The following is a 15981-nucleotide window of genomic DNA, read 5'->3' on the forward strand; positions in this document are numbered from 1 at the left end:
GACCGGCGCCGCTCCGCAAGGGGCGGCGCCCTTCTTTGGGGAAGTCTTGCCCGGCGCGCCTCAGCTCTTGGCCAGTCGCTCCGCCGCGGCCCGCCCGGCCCAGAGCCCGGTGGCGAGGCAGCCGGTCAGCAGGTAGCCGCCCGTCGGCGCCTCCCAGTCGAGCATCTCGCCCGCCACGAAGACCCCCGGCCGTGCCTTCAACATGAGCCCGGCGTCCAGCGCCGCGAAGGGCACGCCGCCCGCGACCGAGATCGCCTCGTCCAGTGGCCGCAGTCCTTCGTGCGGCACCGGCAGCGCCTTCAGCAGCGCCGCCAGTGCGGCGGGCTCCTCGGGCAGCGGGCGGGCGCATTCCATCAACAGCGCACGGCAGGCGGGGGACAGGTTGACCACCTTGCGCAGGTGGTTCGACAAGCTCTGCTTGCCGCGCGGCCGCGCGAGGCGCTTCGCGAGCGTGGCAAGCTCGACATCGGGGCAGAGGTCGACGGTCAGCGCCGCGCCCTCGCGCAACGCCGGGGAGAGCGGGTAGAGCCCGCCGCCCTCCAGCCCGCGCGCCGAGATCACCGCCTCGCCGCGCGAGACCAGATCGCCGGCGTGGAAGGCCACGCCCTTCAGCGGCGCGCCGAACTGCGGCTTCATATGCGCTGACCAGTCGACGCAGAGCCCGGCATTGGCCGGGGCGAAAGGCGTGACCGGCAGGCCCGCATCGCGGAAGATCCCGGCCCACTGCCCGTCCGACCCGAGCCGGGCCCAGCTGGCCCCGCCGAGCGCCAGAACGGTGACGTCGGGGGTCAGCCGCAGCGCGCCCTCGGGCGTTTCCATCGACACCGCGTCGCCGTCCCATCCGGTCCAGCGCCAGCGAACGTGCCGCTCCAGCCCCATGCCGTCGAGCCGCGCCAGCCAGGCGCGCAGCAGCGGCGAGGCCTTCATCCCATGCGGAAAGACCCGCCCGGTGGAGCCGGTGAACAGCGTCTGCCCGAGCCCCTCGGCCCAATGCATCACCTCCTCGGGCGGGAAGGCCGAGAGCATCGGGCGCAGGGCCGGGGCAGCGGCGCCGTAGTTCGACACGAAGGCCGGCAGCGGCTCGGCCTTGGTCAGGTTCAGCCCCGACTTGCCCGCCATCAGCAGCTTGCGCCCGAGCGAGGGCTTGGCCTCGGCCAGCACCACCGCATGGCCCGCCGAGAGCAGCGCATCCGCCGCCATCAGCCCCGCCGGTCCGCCGCCGATTACCAGCGCGCCGCTCATGCCGCGGCCTCGGGTCGGTGCCCCGAGGGCGGAAGGTCGTTGATTGGGGCTGTGGTGTCGTGCATGCCTCCGTCTTGCCTCGGCGCGGCGCCGGGCGCAAGTTTCCGAAATGGAAGATATCGATCCCATCTGCCCGCTCTGCCTGCGTCCGATCCCGCCGGAGGCGAAGCAGAGCCTGCATCACCTCATACCGCGGCTGAAGGGCGGCAAGGGCGGACCGGTGGTGCGGCTGCACCAGATCTGCCACAACGAGATCCATGCCACCTTCACCGAGGCCGAGCTGGCGCGCGACTTCAACACGCCCGAGGCGCTGCGCGCCCATCCGCGGATGGCGGGGTTTCTGCAGTGGGTCGCCAAGCGCCCGCCGACCTTCCACGCGCGCAGCCCCGGCGGGCGGCGCAAGAAGCGCTGACCGCGCTGGCCTACTCCACCGGCGCGCCGAAGACCGCGATCACCAGCCCCAGCAGCGCCAGCGCCTCGAACGCCAGGGCCTTCCTGCGGTGCCCGTCGGCCCGGGCGCCCAGGGCCGCGATACCCGCCTGCAGCGCGTAGTAGAGCGCGAAGGCGCGGCTGGCGAAGGCGATGATCTCGAAGACATCCAGCGTCCATGTGAGCAGCAGCCCCAGGCCCACCAGCAGCGCGTAGGCGGTTCGTATCCGGATGCGGCGGCGGGTCAGCTCCTCGACCAGCCCGCCCGCGCCGCCGGTGTCGGCCACCGCGGCGCTGAACTGCGCCGCCAGCGCCGCGCCGGTCAGCATCAGCGGCAGGATCGGCGCCACCAGCCCCATCAGCCCGATGATCGCCGTCTCGCTGGCATCGCCGGTGCCGGGCGGGAAGACATAGGCGATGAGCCCGATATAGGCCATGTAGATCAGGGCCGAGAGCCCCTGCGCCAGCTTCATTGCGCGGATCCGGGTGGGGGCGGTGTACTCGGCGCCGAGATAGCGCGTGGTCTCGAAGCCCTGCACCGTGACGATCAGCCCGAAGCCCAGCGTCAGCGCCGCCCAGCCGGTCAGGGTCGGTGGGTTGGCGAGCAGCGCCCCGGTCTCGGCCTTGTCCCAGAAATAGGCGGCGAGCCCGGCCAGGAGCCCGGCGATGATCGCCAGCTTCAGCCCCACGGCGACCTGCTCCATCCGCTCCAGGGCTGAAAAGCCCCGTGTCCAGCCGACCCCGAGCACCAGCAGGAACATCGCGGAGGTCAGCAGCTCGGCGTGGATCGGGTCGTTCCAGGGCGTGAGGCGCGTGCCGAAGGCGCCGAAGAGGTTGAGGTAATAGGCCACCGAGATCACGTAGGCGAAGGCCAGCGCCCAGGAGGCGCCGCTTTCCAGCCGTTCCTCGGCGGCGCTGCGCGCTCCGCGCGCCCGGCGCGCGATATTGAAACGCACCGCCGCCCCGAAGCACCAGGCGCCGAGACAGAGTGCCGCCATCACCGCCGGCGCCCAGATGCCGTAGGCGGATTCGAGGATCGGCCCCAGCACCAGGAAACCGCTGCCGATGATCGAGGCCAGGGGGGTGACGGTGGCGCGCCAGAGCCGCGCGCGGGACAGGCGGGGCCAGAGCAGCAGGAGCGCGGTGCAGAGCGCCGCGCCGAGGATCAGGGCAGTCATCATGCGCGCAAGCTAATCCCATGCGAGGCCGAAGGAAATGCGACATTGCCGGCGACGTTTCCGTCGATGTTCCCGGGCGGCCCGGCAGGCTTGCGGGCGGGCGGGGCGCGCACTAGGGTCGCGGCGCGACAGGAGGCGGGCGGCAGCGCCGCCGCAGGCAGCAAGGAGCGGCGCATGGCCCACGAGTTTCCGGTGCGGGTCTATTACGAGGACACCGACATGGCGGGGATCGTCTATCACGCCAACTACCTCAAATACATCGAGCGCGCCCGCTCCGACTGGGTGCGCGCCCGCGGCATCGACCAGAACGCCCTGCGCGAGGCCGAGGGCATCGTCTTCGTGGTGCGGCGGCTCGAGGCCGACTACCTCGCCCCGGCCCGCTTCGACGAGGAGCTGGTGGTGCGCACCGAGGTGAAATCGGTCTCCGGCGTGCGGCTCGGGCTGACCCAGGAGGTGCAGCGCGATGGCAAGCCGCTGTTCCGCGCCGAGGTGACGCTGGTGGCGATCACCTCCGACGGCCACCCGGCGCGGCTGCCCGGCGCCATCCGCCGGCAGATGCACTGAGCGCGGCGCCGGAGCCAAGCGTCCGGTCTTTCGCCTAGGCGAAAATATCCCGGGGGAGGCCGCGCGCAGGCGCGGACGGGGGCAGCGCCCCCCTTGCGGGCGGGCCCGCCGGCCGGCGCCGGGCCGGGATGGCGCGATAATGGCCCGGCTTCCCCTGCGGAAATGGGCGACTTCCTGCGGAAACGTGCCGGTTTTGCACGGGCGATGACGTCAATGTGTTGGTGGTGCGCCTGCAAATCGGCTACACAGGCCGGTAATCAGAGCCTCGAACAGAGGCCAATTCATAGCCCATGAGGAAGAGCAGGCTTATGGACGCAAATACCCTCGCGCTCGCGCAGGAGATCGACTTCTCCATGTGGGGGCTCTTCGCCCGTGCCACGCTGACCGTCAAGCTGGTGATGCTGATGCTGATCCTGTCGTCGGTCTGGGCCTGGGCCATCATCTTCGAAAAGATCGTCGCCTATCGCAAGGCGCGCCGCGAGGCCGCGGTCTTCGACCGTGCCTTCTGGTCCGGTGAGCCGCTCGACGAGCTCTTCGACCAGATCGGCCCCGAGCCGCGCGGTCGCGCGCAGCGGGTCTTTGCCGCGGGCATGACCGAATGGCGGCGCTCGCACCGCGGCGACGGCGGGATGATCGCCAATGCCTCGGCGCGGATCGACCGCTCGATGGACGTGGCGATCCAGAAAGAGGCCGAGGACCTGCAGCGCGGCCTGCCGGTGCTGGCCACGGTCGCCTCGGCGGCGCCCTTCGTCGGCCTCTTCGGCACGGTCTGGGGCATCATGCACGCCTTCATCGAGATCGCGCAGCAGCAGGACACCTCGCTGGTCGTCGTGGCCCCCGGCATCGCCGAGGCGCTCTTCGCCACGGCGCTGGGTCTGGTCGCGGCGATCCCGGCGGTGATCTTCTACAACAAGCTCTCGGCCGACTCGGACCGGGTGATCGCGGGCTACGAGGCCTTTGCCGACGAGTTCTCGACCATCCTCTCGCGCCAGCTGGATTCCTGATCCATGGCCGGGGGCGTGATGAAAAAGGGAGGCGGCGGGGGCCGCCGTCGGCGGCGCCGCAGCGGCGGCGGGGGCCAGCCCATGGCCGAGATCAACGTCACGCCGATGGTGGACGTGATGCTGGTGCTGCTGATCATCTTCATGGTCGCCGCGCCGCTGCTGACCGTCGGCGTGCCGGTGGAGCTGCCGAAGACCGCGGCCTCCTCGTTGCCGAACGAGGCCGAGGAGCCGCTGACCGTGACCATCGCCGCGGACGGCATGGTGATGATCCAGACCAGCGAAGTGCCGATGGACGAGCTGACGCCGCGCCTGCAGGCGATCGCTGCCGAGCGCAGCGACGACCGCATCTTCCTGCGGGCCGACGGCTCGGTGCCCTATGACACCGTCGCCAAGGTGATGGGCGCGCTGAACCGTGGCGGCTTCTCGTCGATCGGCCTGGTGACCGACGCCGGTGGTCCGACGCTGGATGGTTCGGCCCCGGCGGCCGGCAACTGAGGGAGCGCCCTTGCGCAGGAACCTCTATATCTCGGGCGCATTGCACCTTGCCGTGATCCTCTGGGCGATCTTCGGCAATGTCTTCCGCCCCGATCCGCCGCAGGTCGAGACCTCGGCGGTCACGGTGATCTCGGAGGCCGAGTTCGCCGCGATCACCCGTGCCGCGCAATCGCCGGAGACGGCGCAGGAGGTCGATGCGCCGCCGGCGCCCGAGCCCGAAGCCCGCCCCGAGGCGCGGCCCGCGCCCTCCGAGCCGGAATCCGCGCCCAACCCCGAGCCGCCCGCGCCGACGCCCGAGCCGGAGCCGGAACCCATGCCCGAGCCGGTCGCGCCGCCCGCGCCGGTGACCCCGCCCGACACCACGCTGCCCGAGGCGCCGCCGCAACCCGAGGCTTCGGCCCCGCCGCCGGTGCTGGCGCCCGAGCGCGCCGACCGCCCGGTGCCGCGCCCCGCGCCACGGGTCGCGCCCGAGCCGGTCGCGCCGCCCGAAGCCGACACCAACGTCGCCGAGGAGGTCCAGCAGGCCGCCGAGGCCGAGTCGGAGTCCGCAGAGGTGGTCGAGGAAGAGCAGGAGGCGACCGCCCCCGAGGAAGTCGCCACCGAGATCGTCACCGAGGCCGAGGAGCCCGCCGCCGCCGAAGAGCCTGCGCCGCCCGCGCCGACGCTCGCGCCCGATGCCTCGCGCCGTCCGCTGACCCGCCCGACGCAGCTCGCGCAGCGCCCGGAGCCGGAGCCGACACCGGAACCCGAGCCCGAGACGCCGGCGCGCGAGCCGGAGACCCCGCGCAGCGAGACCGCGCAGACGCAGACCCCGGAGCCGCCCGCGCCGGAGCCCGCCGAGGATGCCGTGGCCGATGCCATCGCGCAGGCGCTGGCGGCCGGGGGCGCCACGGGCGGCGCTGCCGAGAGCACCGGCCCCTCGGGCCCGCCGCTCACCCAGGGCGAGCGCGACTCGCTGCGGGTCGCGGTGCAGCGCTGCTGGGTCGTCGACGTCGGCAGCCAGGCCGCCAATGTGACGGTCACCGTCAGCATGGACATGGAGCCCGGTGGCCGGGTCGTGTCCTCCTCGCTGCGGATGATCGGCTCGTCCGGCGGCGATGCCGCGTCGGCCGAGACCGCCTTCCAGAACGCGCGCCGGGCGATCCTGCGATGCCAGGCCGACGGCTACCCGCTTCCGGCGGACAAGTACGACCAGTGGAAGACCATCGAGATGACCTTCAACCCCGAGCAGATGAGGCAGCGGTGAGCGCCCCTCTCGCAAGGATTTGCGCAGGCCGCGCGTTGCGGCGCTTTGTCCGGGGCACCTCCCCGCGCTATGTTGGGCCCGAGGCAGTCATTCCTGCGGCAAACAAGCGCGTCGGCGCGACCGGGAAGGAGAACACGAGCATGACAAGACTTCTGGCCTTTATCCTCGCCCCTGCGCTGGCAGTGGCGGGCATGGCGGCACCGGCGCTGGCCCAGAACGGCCCGCTGCGGATCGAGATCACCGAGGGGGTGATCGAACCCTTGCCCTTCGCGGTGCCGGATTTCGTCGCCGAGAGCGGTGACGCCGGGCAATACGCGCAGCAGATCAGCCGGCTGATCGCCGAGGACCTCACCGGCACCGGCCTGTTCCGCGAGATCCCGCGCGATGCGCATATCTCCCGGGTGTCGAACTTCTCGAGCCCGGTGCAGTTCTCCGACTGGAAGGCGATCAACGCGCAGGCGCTGATCACCGGCGCGGTGTCCTCGGACGGTGCCGGGCGGCTGACCGCCAAGTTCCGCGTCTGGGACGTCTTCGCCGGCAGCGAGCTGGGGCAGGGCATGCAGTTCTCGGCCACCGCCGACGGCTGGCGCCGCCTCGCGCATAAGGTCGCCGACCAGGTCTATTCGCGCATCACCGGCGAGAGCGGCTACTTCGACAGCCGCGTGGTCTTCGTGTCGGAGACCGGTCCCAAGGACGAGCGCGCCAAGCGCCTCGCCGTCATGGACTACGACGGCGCCAACGTGCAGTTCCTGACCTCCAGCAACTCCATCGTCATCGCGCCGCGCTTCTCGCCGAACGGCGACCGGGTGCTCTACACCAGCTACGAGACCGGCGAACCGCGCATCCACGTGCTCGACGTCGGTTCGGTGCAGAGCCGCATCCTGCCGACCTCGGACGGGGTCATGAGCTTCGCGCCGCGCTTCTCGCCGGACGGCTCGCAGCTGCTCTACTCGATGACCCGAGGCTCGAACACCGACATCTACGCCATGGACATCAACTCCGGGCAGACCCGGCAGCTCACCACGGCGCCCTCGATCGAGACCGGCGCCAGCTTCTCGCCCGACGGCAGCCGCATCGTATTCGAGAGCGACCGCTCGGGCAGCCAGCAGCTCTACGTCATGCCGGTGAGCGGTGGTGAGCCGACCCGGATTAGCTTTGGCCAGGGCCGCTACGGCACGCCGGTCTGGTCGCCGCGCGGCGATCTCATCGCCTTCACCAAGCAGAACGCGGGCCGCTTCCACATCGGCGTGATGCGCACCGACGGCTCGGAGGAGCGGCTGCTGACCGCCTCCTTCCTCGACGAGGGTCCGACCTGGGCGCCGAACGGTCGGGTGCTGATGTTCGCCCGGGAAACCCAGGGCGCGACCGGCTCGAGCTCGCTCTACACGGTCGACGTCTCGGGGCGGAACCTAAAGCGGGTGCGCACGCCCGATGGCGCCTCGGACCCGAGCTGGGGCCCGTTGCAGTAAGCGCGATGCCGGGGGGCGCTGGCCCATGGGGGAATGCGCCCCCCTCGGCTTTCGCGCCTTGGGTGCGGTTGGAAACGGCGGGCGGCAGGGCGGTGCGCCTTGCCGCTGTGGCTGCGGAAACAAACCTCTCAAAAGGGTTATCTTGCCCCCGAAACGCCACGTTCCCAAGGCATTCGCGCTGTGCTAGCGTTGCGGCAAACACACGAGCAGGACAGTGATCCAATGACATATCTTCCGAAGGTGATGATGCTGGTGGCCGGCCTCGGCCTCGCCGCATGTACCAACCCGGACCGTTTCAACGAAGGTGCCTACGGGGCCGGCGGCGCAGGCTACGGCGCGGGCGCCAATGGCGGCATGGTGCCGGGCTCGGCCAACGACCCGACCTCCTCGGCCTATTTCAACCAGGCGATCGGGGATCGCGTGCTCTTTTCCGTCGACCAGTCGACGCTCTCGCCCCAGGCGCAGGCGACGCTGGACGCGCAGGCGCAATGGCTGATGACCAACTCCGACTACCTCGCGGTGATCGAGGGTCACGCCGACGAGCAGGGCACCCGCGAGTACAACATCGCGCTCGGCGCCCGCCGGGCCAACGCGGTGATGGAATACCTGATCTCCAAGGGCGTGGCCTCGAGCCGCCTGCGCCAGATCTCCTACGGCAAGGAACGCCCGGTCGAGATCTGCTCGGAAGAGGCCTGCTACGCCAAGAACCGCCGCGCGGTGACGGTGATCTCCATGGGCATGACGAGCTGAGGTCGAGCGGATGCGTCTGACCGGAATTGCTCTTTGCCTGGGCCTGATCGCCACCGGCGCGCAGGCCCAGCAAAGCGAGACCCTGGCGGACCTCCGCCAGGAACTTGTCATGCTCAACGGTGAGCTGCAGAAGCTCAAGCAGGAGCTGAACACCACCGGCATCGGGACGATGAACGTCTCGGGCAGCACGCTCGATCGCGTCAACGCGATCGAGGCCGAGCTGTCGCGGGTGACCGCGCGGACCGAGGAGCTGGGACACCGCATCGACAGCGTCGTGGCGGATGGCACCAACCGCATCGGCGATCTCGAGTTCCGGCTCTGCGAGATGGAGCCCGGCTGCGACATCGGCAACATCGGCCAGACCAAGCCGCTCGGCGGGCAGCAGCCCGCGACCGGCGGTGGCAGCGCAGCGCCTGCTCCGGCACCGACCCCCGAGGCGCCGGCCGGGGATGGCGCGGAGCTTGCCGTCGGCGAAGAGACGGACTTCCGGCGGGCGCAGGAGGCGCTCGCCAACGGTGACTTTCAATCCGCCGCGGACCAGTTTGCGGCCTTCCGCCAGGCCTACCCGGGCTCTCCGCTAGAAGCGGCGAGCTACCTTGCAGAAGGCCAGGCGCTGAAGAAGGCGGGCGACACCCGCGAGGCGGCCCGCCGCTTCCTCGGCGCCTATGCCAACTACCCTGAAAGCGAGGTCGCCCCGGCGGCGCTCTGGCAGCTCGGCACGGCGCTTGGCGAGCTGGGCAGCACCACCGAGGCCTGCGTCACCCTGGGCGAGGTCGCGACCCGCTACCCGGGAGCCTCCGAGGTCTCGGAGGCCCAGGCCGAGATGGGTCGTCTCGGCTGCCAGTAGGCGGCCGGATGACGCCCCGCGGCATTCTCCCGGTGAGCGCCTCGCTCGATCAGCGTTTCGCCGAAGCCATGGGCGCGGCGCTCGGTCCGGAGTTTCCCGAAAGCATCGCCCTCGCCGTTTCCGGCGGGGGCGACAGCATGGCGATGCTGACGCTGGCGCACAACTGGACCCATGTCTGGGGCGTGCGGCTGCGGGTGGTGACGGTCGACCACGGGCTGCGCCCCGAAGCGGCCGCAGAAGCCGAGATGGTCGCGCAGACCTGCGCCGAACTGGGCTGGGAGCACGCGACGCTGCGCTGGCACTGGGACGGGCAGGGCAACCTGATGGATGCCGCCCGCCGGGCCCGGCTCTCGCTGATCAACGACTGGCGCGGCGAAACTCGCGACGTGCTGCTCGCCCATACAGCGGATGACGTGGCCGAAAGCTTCCTGATGCGCCTGTCGCGCGGCGCCGGGGTCGAGGGGCTGTCGGCGATGCGCGCTGTGCGCGAGGTCCGGATGGGGCCGGATGCGCCGATGCGCCTCGTGCGGCCCTGCCTCAGCATGCGCCGGGCCGAGCTGCGGCACTACCTGCGGGTGCTTCAGGGGCAGTGGGTCGATGATCCTTCCAATGACGACGAAACCTATGACCGGGTGCGCGCCCGCAAGCTGGTGGCGCGGCTCGAGGCCGAGGGCTCGCTGACCGGCGCCGATCTCACGGCAGCCGCCGGCCGCATGGCGCGCGCGTCCGAGGCGCTGCGCGCCCGCGCCGCTCAGGTCTGGAGCGACATTGCTGCCGAGGTGCCAGCGCAGCGCTGCGGTGATCTCCTCTTCGACCAGACCGCATTTCAGGCCATCGAGCGCGACACGCAGCTGCGGTTGCTGTCGGCGGCGCTGCGCTACGTGTCCGGCGCGGAATACCCGCCGCGCGAGGCGCCGCTGGAGGCGCTGCTCGACCGGCTGCTCGGCGGAGGCGGTGGCACGCTGCACGGCTGCGAGGCCCGGATCGAGCGCGGACGCATCGCCATCTTCCGCGAGTTTGCCGCGGTGCAGGCGCTGTCCTGCGCAGCAGAAGAAGGCGCCCTCTGGGATGGGCGCTGGCGCCTTGCCCGCCCGGTGCCCGCGGGGTTGACGCTGCGCGCGCTTGGCGAGGATGGCTGGGCGCAACGCGACCGGCAGGCCGATCTCCCGGTGCCTTTCCACGCCGTGCGCAGCGCCCCGGCGCTTTTCGATGGGGCGTCTCTGGTCGGCTGCGATGCGCTGCAACCTCCGGACGAAGGGGCGCTTTTCGAACTCTGCCCCTTCGGGCACGGCGCGCCGGACTTCGCGGCTTTCCTGAGATCCGGCCCGGCTTCGGGGTGAAATCGCATTGAACCGGCTGGCTCAGCCCTTATGTTAGGCACAGATCGCGGAACCGAGAGGTGCGCGAGATACGTCATTTTAGGAGGCCGTCCTTGGGCAACGCACGAAATATCGCCTTCTGGGTCGTTCTTTTCCTGTTGATTCTGGCGCTGTTCAACCTCTTCTCCGGGGGTGGGAGCACGCTGCAGAGCCGGGAAATCAGCTACTCGGACTTCATGGAGGCGGTGGATTCGCAATCCGTCAGCTCCGTCACCATCGACGGCGAGCAGATCCGCTACCGGGGGAATGACGGGCAGGATTACGTCACCGTCAAGCCCGAGGATGCCCAAGTCACCGATGCGCTCATCGACAAGGGCGTGACCGTGCGGGCCGAGCCTCAGGAACAGTCGGGCTTCCAGGCCTTCCTGCTGAGCCTGCTGCCCTTCCTGCTGCTGATCGGTGTGTGGATCTACTTCATGAACCGCATGCAGGGTGGCGGTAAAGGCGGCGCGATGGGCTTCGGCAAGTCCAAGGCCAAGCTGCTGACCGAAAAGCACGGCCGCGTCACCTTCGACGACGTGGCGGGCATCGACGAGGCCAAGGAAGAGCTCGAGGAGATCGTGGAATTCCTGCGCAACCCGCAGAAGTTCTCGCGCCTCGGCGGCAAGATCCCCAAGGGTGCGCTGCTGGTGGGCCCTCCGGGCACCGGTAAGACGCTGCTGGCGCGTGCCATCGCAGGCGAGGCAGGCGTGCCCTTCTTCACCATCTCCGGCTCGGACTTCGTGGAAATGTTCGTCGGTGTCGGCGCGTCCCGCGTGCGCGACATGTTCGAGCAGGCCAAGAAGAACGCCCCCTGCATCGTCTTCATCGACGAGATCGACGCCGTCGGTCGCAACCGTGGTTCCGGCTACGGCGGCGGCAACGACGAGCGCGAGCAGACCCTCAACCAGCTGCTGGTCGAGATGGACGGTTTCGAGGCGAACGAGGGGGTGATCATCATCGCCGCCACCAACCGCCGCGACGTGCTTGACCCCGCGCTGCTGCGTCCGGGCCGCTTCGACCGCCAGGTCATGGTTGGCAATCCCGACATCAAGGGCCGCGAGAAGATCCTCGGCGTGCACGCCCGCAAGACCCCGCTCGGCCCGGATGTCGACCTGCGCATCATCGCGCGCGGCACCCCCGGTTTCTCGGGTGCGGATCTGGCGAACCTCGTCAACGAGGCGGCGCTCATGGCCGCCCGCGTCGGCCGCCGCTTCGTCACGATGGAAGACTTCGAAAACGCCAAGGACAAGGTCATGATGGGCGCCGAGCGCCGGTCGATGGTCCTGACCGCGGAGCAGAAGGAAAAGACCGCCTACCACGAGGCCGGTCACGCCGTGGTGGGCCTGATGCTGCCGCAGTGCGACCCGGTCTACAAGGCGACGATCATCCCGCGCGGCGGTGCACTCGGCATGGTGGTCTCGCTGCCCGAGATCGACCGCCTGAACTGGCACAAGTCCGAGTGCGAGGAAAAGCTCGCCATGACCATGGCCGGCAAGGCCGCCGAGATCATCAAGTACGGCGAGCCCAACGTGTCGAACGGCCCGGCCGGCGACATCCAGCAGGCCTCCGCGCTGGCGCGTGCCATGGTGCTGCGCTGGGGCATGTCAGACAAGATCGGCAACATCGACTACTCCGAGGCGCACGAAGGCTACCAGGGCAATACCGCGGGCCTGTCGGTCTCGGCGCACACCAAGGAGCTGATCGAGGAAGAAGTGCGCAACTTCATCCAGGTCGCCTACGAGCGCGCCTACCAGATCCTCACCGACAACAACGAGGAATGGGAACGCCTGGCGCAGGGGCTGCTTGAATACGAGACGCTGACCGGCGACGAGATCAAGCGCGTGATGAAGGGCGAGCCGCCGCAGGCCTCTGGTGGCGAGGATGACGGATCGGACGACACGCCCAGCGTGACCGCGATCCCGAAGACCAAGCCCAAGGCCAAGCCGACCGAAGACGGCGGCTTGGAGCCCGAACCCTCGGCATGAGCCAAACGGCGACAAACGACTGGAACCCCGGGACCTATCACAGGTTCCGGGGTCATCGTTTGCGCCCCGCCCTTGATCTGCTGCGCAGCCTCGGGCCGCTGCCCGAGGGGCCGGTGATCGATCTCGGCTGCGGCGCAGGAGACGTCGGGCCGGCCTTGCAGGCGCTGGGACGGCGGCTGGAGGGGGTGGATCTGAGCCCCGCCATGCTCGAGGACGCCCGCGCCACCGGCTGCTACGACGCGCTGCACGAGGCCGACCTGTCGGACTGGGCGCCCGATGGCCCGCCCGCGCTGATCTTCTCCAACGCCGCGCTGCACTGGCTGAAGGGCCACGACACCCTGCTGCCGCGCCTGCTGCTCATGCTGGCCCCCGGTGGCACGCTCGCCGTGCAGGTGCCGGCGCAGAACAATGCCCCCTCGCACCGCATGTGGCTGGCGCTGGCCGACGAGCATTTCCCCGGCCGCGTGGATCACGCGAAGATCCCCGGCATCCTGCGCCCGGCCGACTACCACGCGCTGCTCGAGCCGCTGGGCGAGACCGCGCTGTGGGAGACCGAGTACTACCAGCTCCTCGCGCCGCAGGAGGCCGGCCACCCGGTGCGCCATTTCACCCAGGCGACCTTTGCCCGCCCGGTGCTGGAGGCGCTCGACGAGGCCGAGCAGGCGCAGCTGATCGCCGCCTATGAAGAGGTCATCGCCAAGGTCTACCCGGTCGATGCGCAGGGGCGGGCGCTGTTCCCCTTCCGCAGGCTGTTCTTCACCGTGACGGTCTGAGGCGGCCCCAAGCCCCAAGCCCCAAGCCGCGAACCGCCCGGGTTCCCACTCTGTGTCAGACGCGCGCGACCGTGCCCCATGCGCGGCGCGGCAGCGGCCGCAGGCCAATGCGCAGGAACCGGAGCGGATCCCCCCTCGACGCCGCCGCGCATCTGTGGCCCAACTGGGCGCCGTAACGCCAGTTGAAGGAACCTCCCATGCCCGCGCTCATCCCCACCGAGTTCACCGCCCGTATCACCTGGCTCGGGCAGGTCCCGCTGGAGGGCGACAACATCCGCTCGCAGGCGGTCGAGGCACTGGACATCGGCTGGGGCGGACCCGAGGGCGAGCGCCATGCCGGGATCACCCGCCCGTCCTGTTCGCGGGTGACCTCGCAGCACAAGCGCGGCACCGAGATCGCCAACGTCCGGCAGCTCTGCCTGATGTCCGCCGAGGAACTGGCCGAGATCGCGGGCAGCCTGAAGCTTTCCGAGGTCGACCCGCAGCTCGCCGGGGCGACGCTGGTGCTCGAAGGCATTCCCGACTTCAGCCACCTGCCGCCCTCGTCGCGGCTGCAGGGGCCGGACGGGGTGACGCTGGTCATCGACATGCAGAACCGCCCCTGCCACCTGCCGGCGCGCGAGATCGAGGCCGAGCACGAGGGCCACGGCAAGGCCTTCAAGGGCGCCGCCAAGGGCAAGCGCGGGGTCACCGCCTGGGTCGAGCGCCCGGGGCGGCTGGGGCTCGGGGATGAACTGCGGCTGCACATCCCAGACCAGCGCGCCTGGGATCACCTTGCGGACGTGCGGAAAGACTGAGCGCTTCGCGCGTGACCGGCGCGTGGCAAGCGGTTATGGAGGGCGGCAAACGACTTGCCGGGAAGGAGGCCCCCGCCCATGACCACCGACATCGAAATCGCCCGTGCTGCCGAGAAACGCCCGATCCAGGAGATCGGCGAGAAACTCGGCATCACCGGCACGGACCTCATCCCCTACGGCCATGACAAGGCGAAGGTCTCCGCCGGGTTCATCGCCGGGCTGAAGGGGCGCAAGCAGGGCCGGCTGATCCTCGTCACCGCGATCAACCCGACCCCGGCGGGCGAGGGCAAGACGACCACGACCGTCGGTCTCGGCGACGGTCTGGCGGCGATCGGCAGGAAGGCGGCGATCTGCATCCGCGAGGCCTCGCTCGGACCGAACTTCGGGATGAAGGGCGGGGCGGCCGGCGGCGGCTACGCGCAGGTGGTGCCGATGGAAGAGATGAACCTCCATTTCACCGGCGACTTCCACGCGATCACCGCGGCACACAACCTGCTCTCGGCGATGATCGACAACCACATCCACTGGGGCAACGCGCTCGACATCGACCTGCGCCGCATCGTCTGGCGCCGGGTGCTCGACGTCAACGACCGGGCGCTGCGGGACGTGGTGACCGGCCTCGGCGGCGTGCCCAACGGCTTTCCGCGGCAGGGCGGCTTCGACATCACCGTGGCCTCCGAAGTCATGGCCTGCCTCTGCCTCGCCGACGATCTTCCCGATCTTCAGCAGCGGCTCGGCGACATGATCGTCGCATACCGTCGCGACAAGACCCCGGTGCACGCCCGCGACCTGAAGGCCGATGGCGCGATGACCGTGCTGCTCAAAGACGCGCTGCAGCCCAACCTCGTGCAGACGCTGGAGCACACACCGGCCTTCGTGCACGGCGGGCCCTTCGCCAATATCGCGCATGGCTGCAACTCGGTCATGGCCACCAAGACGGCGCTTTCGCTGGCCGATTACGTGGTCACCGAGGCGGGCTTCGGCGCCGACCTCGGGGCCGAGAAGTTTTTCGACATCAAGTGCCGCAAGGCCGGGCTGCACCCCGACTGCGTGGTGCTGGTGGCCACGGTGCGGGCGCTGAAGATGAACGGCGGTGTCGCGCGGGCCGATCTTGGGTCCGAGGATGTGGCAGCGGTGAAACAGGGCTGCACCAACCTCGGCCGCCACATCGAGAACCTGCGCCAGTTCGGCGTGCCGGTGGTGGTGGCGATCAACCATTTCTCCGGCGACAGCGAGGCTGAGGTGGCCGCGGTGAAAGCCTATGCCGAGGCCCGCGGCGCCGAGGCGCATCTCTGCCGTCACTGGGCCGAGGGCTCGAAGGGCATCACGGCGCTTGCCGAGCGGGTCGCACATATCGCCGACGGCGACGCGGCGCAGTTCGCGCCGATCTACCCCGACGAGATGCCGCTCTGGGAGAAGATCGAGACCGTCGCCAAGCGCATCTACCACGCCGAGGAGGTCACCGCCGATCCGCGTATCCTCGCGCAGCTCAAGGAGTGGGAGGAGCAGGGCTTCGGCAACCTGCCGGTCTGCATGGCCAAGACGCAGTACTCCTTTTCCACCGATCCCAAGAAGCTCGGCGCACCCTCGGGGCACATGGTGCCGGTGCGCGAGGTGCGGCTCTCGGCGGGCGCGGGCTTCGTCGTGGCGATCTGCGGTGACATCATGACCATGCCCGGCTTGCCGCGCGTGCCCGCCGCCGAGACCATCCGGCTCAACGCTGCGGGCGAGGTCGAGGGGCTCTTCTGACGCTGCCGATCGACCCTTCACAGGCGGGCGCCGTCCCGGAACGGCGCCCGTGGTTTCCGATCCGACCGCCGATTGTCGCCTTTGAGCCGTGC

15 protein-coding genes are annotated in these 15981 nt (G+C 70.1%); 13 read left to right on the forward strand and 2 right to left on the reverse strand.

All coding sequences use genetic code 11. From position 1 onward, the window contains the following. Positions 1 to 60: 60 nt before the first annotated feature. Positions 61 to 1242 carry a TIGR03862 family flavoprotein gene (locus LC039_RS21165; protein WP_226628081.1) on the reverse strand — a complete coding sequence of 394 codons (1182 nt, stop codon included), beginning with the start codon at positions 1240 to 1242 and terminating at the stop codon, positions 61 to 63. A 109-nt stretch (positions 1243 to 1351) separates the two neighbouring features. Between LC039_RS21165 and LC039_RS21170 the strand changes: the two genes are divergently transcribed. After that, positions 1352 to 1654, forward strand: a complete 303-nt coding sequence (locus LC039_RS21170) for an HNH endonuclease (protein ID WP_226628083.1) — start codon at positions 1352 to 1354, stop codon at positions 1652 to 1654. Between the two features lie 10 nt (positions 1655 to 1664). On the opposite strand, the gene LC039_RS21175 is transcribed toward LC039_RS21170, so the two are convergent. Beyond that, on the reverse strand, positions 1665 to 2852 hold the full coding sequence (locus LC039_RS21175; protein WP_226628084.1) for a hypothetical protein: 1188 nt from the start codon (positions 2850 to 2852) through the stop codon (positions 1665 to 1667). 171 nt (positions 2853 to 3023) lie between these two features. On the opposite strand from LC039_RS21175, the gene ybgC reads away from it, so the two are divergent. From ybgC to LC039_RS21235, 12 genes are all read left to right on the forward strand, one after another. Continuing rightward, on the forward strand, positions 3024 to 3413 hold the full coding sequence (gene ybgC / locus LC039_RS21180; protein WP_226628086.1) for a tol-pal system-associated acyl-CoA thioesterase: 390 nt from the start codon (positions 3024 to 3026) through the stop codon (positions 3411 to 3413). 308 nt (positions 3414 to 3721) lie between these two features. Beyond that, positions 3722 to 4417 carry a protein TolQ gene (tolQ, locus tag LC039_RS21185; RefSeq protein ID WP_108967926.1) on the forward strand — a complete coding sequence of 232 codons (696 nt, stop codon included), beginning with the start codon at positions 3722 to 3724 and terminating at the stop codon, positions 4415 to 4417. A gap of 3 nt (positions 4418 to 4420) precedes the next feature. Continuing rightward, positions 4421 to 4912, forward strand: a complete 492-nt coding sequence (gene tolR, locus LC039_RS21190) for a protein TolR (RefSeq protein ID WP_226628088.1) — start codon at positions 4421 to 4423, stop codon at positions 4910 to 4912. Between the two features lie 10 nt (positions 4913 to 4922). Then, positions 4923 to 6158 carry a cell envelope biogenesis protein TolA gene (locus tag LC039_RS21195; RefSeq protein ID WP_226628090.1) on the forward strand — a complete coding sequence of 412 codons (1236 nt, stop codon included), beginning with the start codon at positions 4923 to 4925 and terminating at the stop codon, positions 6156 to 6158. Between the two features lie 140 nt (positions 6159 to 6298). Beyond that, positions 6299 to 7627, forward strand: a complete 1329-nt coding sequence (gene tolB, locus LC039_RS21200; RefSeq protein WP_226628092.1) for a Tol-Pal system beta propeller repeat protein TolB — start codon at positions 6299 to 6301, stop codon at positions 7625 to 7627. Positions 7628 to 7849: 222 nt separating this feature from the next. Beyond that, entirely contained in the window at positions 7850 to 8377 is a 528-nt protein-coding gene (pal, locus tag LC039_RS21205; protein ID WP_226628093.1) for a peptidoglycan-associated lipoprotein Pal, read from the forward strand. Positions 8378 to 8387: 10 nt separating this feature from the next. Then, positions 8388 to 9224, forward strand: a complete 837-nt coding sequence (gene ybgF, locus LC039_RS21210; protein WP_226628095.1) for a tol-pal system protein YbgF — start codon at positions 8388 to 8390, stop codon at positions 9222 to 9224. A gap of 8 nt (positions 9225 to 9232) precedes the next feature. Then, positions 9233 to 10564, forward strand: coding sequence for a tRNA lysidine(34) synthetase TilS (gene tilS, locus LC039_RS21215; protein ID WP_226628097.1), 1332 nt, complete (start codon positions 9233 to 9235; stop codon positions 10562 to 10564). Between the two features lie 92 nt (positions 10565 to 10656). Next, complete coding sequence (gene ftsH / locus LC039_RS21220) at positions 10657 to 12570, forward strand: ATP-dependent zinc metalloprotease FtsH (protein WP_226628098.1); 1914 nt, start codon at positions 10657 to 10659, stop codon at positions 12568 to 12570. Between the two features lie 59 nt (positions 12571 to 12629). After that, positions 12630 to 13343 (forward strand): methyltransferase domain-containing protein, encoded by a 714-nt coding sequence (locus LC039_RS21225; RefSeq protein ID WP_226628099.1) that lies wholly within the window; start codon positions 12630 to 12632, stop codon positions 13341 to 13343. A gap of 197 nt (positions 13344 to 13540) precedes the next feature. Continuing rightward, complete coding sequence (locus LC039_RS21230) at positions 13541 to 14140, forward strand: MOSC domain-containing protein (RefSeq protein WP_226628100.1); 600 nt, start codon at positions 13541 to 13543, stop codon at positions 14138 to 14140. A gap of 78 nt (positions 14141 to 14218) precedes the next feature. After that, entirely contained in the window at positions 14219 to 15889 is a 1671-nt protein-coding gene (locus LC039_RS21235) for a formate--tetrahydrofolate ligase (protein WP_226628101.1), read from the forward strand. Positions 15890 to 15981: the final 92 nt, after the last annotated feature.

The sequence above is a fragment of the Alloyangia pacifica genome, from assembly GCF_020524285.1.
Taxonomy (GTDB): domain Bacteria; phylum Pseudomonadota; class Alphaproteobacteria; order Rhodobacterales; family Rhodobacteraceae; genus Salipiger; species Salipiger pacificus_B.

What these genes read in the sequence shown, in the direction of transcription:
- ybgF (WP_226628095.1), top strand. Translation starts at nt 8,388, where the DNA reads ATGCGTCTGACCGGAATTGCTCTTTGCCTGGGCCTGATCGCCACCGGC.
- LC039_RS21230 (WP_226628100.1), top strand. Translation starts at nt 13,541, where the DNA reads ATGCCCGCGCTCATCCCCACCGAGTTCACCGCCCGTATCACCTGGCTC.
- LC039_RS21175 (WP_226628084.1), bottom strand. Translation starts at nt 2,852, where the DNA reads ATGATGACTGCCCTGATCCTCGGCGCGGCGCTCTGCACCGCGCTCCTG.
- tilS (WP_226628097.1), top strand. Translation starts at nt 9,233, where the DNA reads ATGACGCCCCGCGGCATTCTCCCGGTGAGCGCCTCGCTCGATCAGCGT.
- tolR (WP_226628088.1), top strand. Translation starts at nt 4,421, where the DNA reads ATGGCCGGGGGCGTGATGAAAAAGGGAGGCGGCGGGGGCCGCCGTCGG.
- LC039_RS21165 (WP_226628081.1), bottom strand. Translation starts at nt 1,242, where the DNA reads ATGAGCGGCGCGCTGGTAATCGGCGGCGGACCGGCGGGGCTGATGGCG.
- LC039_RS21235 (WP_226628101.1), top strand. Translation starts at nt 14,219, where the DNA reads ATGACCACCGACATCGAAATCGCCCGTGCTGCCGAGAAACGCCCGATC.
- LC039_RS21170 (WP_226628083.1), top strand. Translation starts at nt 1,352, where the DNA reads ATGGAAGATATCGATCCCATCTGCCCGCTCTGCCTGCGTCCGATCCCG.
- tolB (WP_226628092.1), top strand. Translation starts at nt 6,299, where the DNA reads ATGACAAGACTTCTGGCCTTTATCCTCGCCCCTGCGCTGGCAGTGGCG.
- ybgC (WP_226628086.1), top strand. Translation starts at nt 3,024, where the DNA reads ATGGCCCACGAGTTTCCGGTGCGGGTCTATTACGAGGACACCGACATG.
- tolQ (WP_108967926.1), top strand. Translation starts at nt 3,722, where the DNA reads ATGGACGCAAATACCCTCGCGCTCGCGCAGGAGATCGACTTCTCCATG.
- pal (WP_226628093.1), top strand. Translation starts at nt 7,850, where the DNA reads ATGACATATCTTCCGAAGGTGATGATGCTGGTGGCCGGCCTCGGCCTC.